We start from the raw sequence: 2,917 nt of genomic DNA, 5'->3' as shown, positions 1-2,917 counted from the left end.
CTTTGGTGAGTTTTCCTTGAGAATAAACTGTTCTACCGAATTCTCCACCCCAAACTACTAAAGTATCTTCGAGCAAACCTCTTCTTTTTAAATCAATAATCAAGGCTGCGGTGGCTCTATCGGTTTGTTTGCATTGGTGAGCCATTCCTTTGGGCAACGAACCGTGGTGGTCCCAGCCTTGGTGATAAAGTTGCACAAATCTGACATCTTTTTCGAGTAATTTCCGAGCTAAAAGGCAATTAGCGGCATACGTTCCTTTGTCTCGGCTACCTTCGCCGTAGAGTTCAAAAACTTCATCGGGTTCTTTAGAAGTATCCATTACTTCGGGAACAGAGGTTTGCATGCGATACGCCATTTCGTATTGAGCGATTCGAGCATCTACTTCGGGGTCGCCCCAAGTTTCGTTTTGTAACTGGTTGAGTTTTGTCAAATATTCCAACATTTCTTGGCGGTCTTGGCCGTCATATCCTTCGGGATTATTGAGAAACAAAACTGGGTCTTTTCCCGAACGGAATTGGACTCCTTGATGCTCGGAAGGCAGAAAGCCATTTCCCCACAAACGAGCATAAAGTGGCTGGTCTTTCGAGGCATTTTTTGAAACCAAAACAATAAACGCAGGTAGATTTTGATTTTCAGAACCCAGTCCGTAACTCATCCAAGAACCAATTGAAGGGCGGCCAGGGAGTTGATGCCCCGTTTGAAAAAACGTTATGGCGGGGTCATGATTGATTTGCTCGGTAAACATAGATTTTACGATGCACAAATCATCAACCACTTGGGCAGTATAAGGCAGTAAATTGCTTACCCAAGTCTTACTTTTTCCGTATTGATTAAATTTATAGGCCGACGGAACGAGCGGTAAAACCGCTTGATTGGCACTCATACCCGTGAGTCGTTGCCCTTTTCGCACCGAATCGGGCAAACCTTGCCCAAACATATTACTGAGTTTGGGTTTGTAGTCGAAAGTTTCAAATTGAGAAGGTCCACCGCTCATAAACAAATAAACGACTCGTTTGGCTTTCGGGGCGATGCTGGGTAATGCACTCATTATTTGCTGTTCGAGCGTGTTGCCTTTTGCGTTTGAACTAATCAAACTACTTAGAGCCATTGCACCTAAACCCGAGGCCGTGCGGAGCAAAAAATCACGTCTATCCAATTTTCGATTTAAAGCCGAAAACTCAGGCGAATGAAGTTTGAAAGTATCGTCGTGATGTGCCATTTTAGCGTTTGGTAATGGTTGCGTCTGAGTTTAAAATCGTACTTGCCACAACGGCATTGGCGGCTACTGCGGCGGCTTCTAAAGTTGGGTCAATTTTATAAAGTCCTGTTTTTAGCCAACCTTTGGTTTTATCTGAATTTTGCTTAAATTGCTCATATTCAGCTTTTTGTAGAGATAAAAGCAAGTCCAGTTCTCTTTCAGATGGAGTTTTGCTGGTTAGTTTTCGGTAAATATCAACAATAGCTTTTCGGGTGTCAGCTTGTTTGGTCATACTTTCTCCCATCACTTTGGCGGCCTCGATAAAAGTTGGGTCGTTGAGCGTAACGAGGGCTTGCAAAGGTGTATTGGTCTTTTGTCGGCGAACAACGCAATAGCTACGAGAAGGAGCATCGAATGTTCCCAAAGTCGGATTTGGCACCGAACGCTTAACAACCACATAAAGGCTACGGCGATAGATGGCATCGCTCGAATCTTGGGTATAGTGCGTATTATTAATTTCCCATAATCCGTCTGGTTGATAAGGTTTCACGCTTTTACCGCCAATTTTTTTATTGATTAAACCACTTACGGCCAGAGCATTATCACGCACCATTTCGGCCGAAAGTCGATTGCTTGGTCCGTGCGAAAGCAAGCGATTTTCGGGGTCACGCTCACGCACTTCTTTGGTGGCTCTTGAATTTTGTCGATACGTGGCCGACATCACGATTAGTTTATTAAGTTTTTTCACATCCCAATCTTCTTGGAAATTGACTGCCAGCCAATCGAGTAATTCGGGGTGGCTCGGCATTTCGCCTTGATTGCCAAAATCTTCGGTAGTTTTCACAATGCCCGTTCCGAAGAAATTTTGCCAAATTCGGTTCACCGCTACTCGTGCCGTGAGCGGATTCTTTCCGTCAGTAAGCCATTGAGCCAAACCAAGTCGATTTTTAGGCAAATTGGCAGGAAACGCAAGAATATCTTTAGGTGTATTGGGTTTGACTTCTTCGCCTAAAGCATCATATTGCCCTCGATGAAGCAAGTGCGTGATTTTAGGTTTAGGCATTTCTTGCATAACCATTATTTCAGCAATTTTTTCGCTTGAATCAGATAAAGCCGTTCGGAGTTTTTGTAGTTCTTTTTGTGCCGATAAAACGCTGGGATTGACGGCCGAAAAGTAATAGTCTTTTAAAATCGTTTTCTCTTGAGCATTTAGTTCGCTCGCTGATTTATTGGTAATACTGCTCCAATCGGCCTTTTTTGCTAAGATTTTTACTTCAAATGGTGTTAATGCTCGATTATAAACTGCGGCATCGTCAACCTTTCCACCCTTAAAACCTAAGCCACGCCACCAGCCACCAATCTGTAATGCTGGTTCTGATTTTGAATAAAAAATAATGTCTTTGTATAGTTGGTCGATGACGGTTTCCATCGCCATTTCTTCACCATCGAGATATAATTTGAAACCATTTGCTTTAGCCGAACCATCATAAGTCATACTCAAATGCAGCCATTTTTCACGAGGAGTATCTTTCAAACTCAATTTTGTAATGGCATTTGAAGGGGCGGTGTGAGCCATCGTGATTTCTAATTTATTATTTCGTAGAAAAAGGTGATAGCCCTTGAAATTATACAAACGCTCAGCATTACTTTTATGGAAAATTACCCCATCTTTCATTTCTTTCGGAATATATGCCCACATTCCAACCGTAAAAGCCTCTG

At 42.8% G+C, this 2,917-nt stretch carries 2 protein-coding genes; both read right to left on the bottom strand.

All coding sequences use genetic code 11. The annotated features are described in order from the left end of the window. The coding region (locus ACOVO2_RS13580; RefSeq protein WP_421770501.1) for a DUF1501 domain-containing protein at positions 1 to 1,219 on the bottom strand (1,219 nt) is incomplete at its 3' end. 1 nt (position 1,220) lies between these two features. Continuing rightward, on the bottom strand, positions 1,221 to 2,917 hold a 1,697-nt coding region (locus tag ACOVO2_RS13575), incomplete at its 5' end, for a DUF1553 domain-containing protein (RefSeq protein WP_421770500.1).

The sequence above is a fragment of the Emticicia sp. genome, from assembly GCF_049241225.1.
Lineage (GTDB): Bacteria > Bacteroidota > Bacteroidia > Cytophagales > Spirosomataceae > Emticicia.
The sequence above is the reverse complement of the archived record's forward strand: the minus strand, read 5'-3'. Positions and strand labels throughout refer to the sequence as shown.